Source organism: Gilliamella sp. CG25 (assembly GCF_046635705.1).
Taxonomy (GTDB): Bacteria; Pseudomonadota; Gammaproteobacteria; order Enterobacterales; family Orbaceae; genus Gilliamella; species Gilliamella apicola_I.
Map to the genome: position 1 here is coordinate 1 of NZ_JBIDFJ010000028.1, position 1,075 is coordinate 1,075.

Here is a 1,075-nt window from a genome sequence, read left to right on the forward strand (position 1 = left end):
TCACACGGCCTATCGAGTAAGACCCCTCTATAAATTGGGCTTCTGTCGGTTTATAACTTACCCCATAAACATCCGATGTCGTGTGGTCTATGCGGTTGGTTTTAAATTGTCGCTCGGAATATAATTCCATTTGACTCGTCGCCTTGGTTCGACCACCGAATACCGTTGTAATACCGCGACCCGAACTTGAGTCCACATCATTGAGTACCTTCGTGTATAAGTTGGTGCGGTCATTCACATCCCAGCTGCCCTGAATGCCACCACCGCCTCCCCGGTTCGACACAAATAATTCCGCGCCAATATTAATGCTGTCCGTTATCTGAGAGCTGTATCCCACCGTCGTTCGGTTGTCATTTGACACATCACCCGATTTGCCTAACGTCAACTGCTGAATGATGTAACCTTTGTCCCGTCCGTCAAAAAACGAGCGTTCCAGTTTCGCCGCCACCAGCATCTCATGCGTGCTGTCCTCACCATAATTGTGGTTATTGCGGTGCTCCAGCTCTAATGTGGTTTTATATAAATCGCCCAGCGTAGTGTAATATTGCGCACGGGCTATTCGTTCTACATAGTTACCCTTGTCTTTTTCATTGCTGTAAGAAACTAATACCCCTCGCTTATCCGGCTCAAAGTCATAACGTAACTCGCCACCCCACTCTTCCAAATCACTGCTTCGGGCTTTGGCAAACGATGAAAAGCCTTCCTGCTGCATCGAGTAATACCCTTTAAAACTCAGCGGAATATCCTCATCGGTAAAGTCATCAAAGTTGATGGTTTGCTCTATCTTCCATGCCGCACCACGGGTATCGCCTGATAACGTCGTTTGATTAAACGAGACACCACCATTGCTCGACACATAGATATCATTCATCCCCGCCTTGCTTTTCGCATACTCCACATGGGTATGTGTCCCCTGCGTTGGTCGTATTATCAGGTCAACCCCTTTTAATTCATACGTATCGCCGCTTGACTGGTCTTCATTGATATACGTCCCGCCAATTCGAACATGGTCGTTTAACCAGTGATAAGCACGACCACCAAATACTTTTTCGCTGTTAAAGTCAAAACCATCTGA

Annotated in this window: 1 protein-coding gene; it reads right to left on the reverse strand. The window is 46.9% G+C overall.

Features of this window, described 5'->3' with window-relative positions:
* Positions 1 to 1,075: hypothetical protein (locus ACGH6P_RS10980; RefSeq protein ID WP_411597477.1), on the reverse strand; the 1,075-nt coding region annotated here is incomplete at both ends.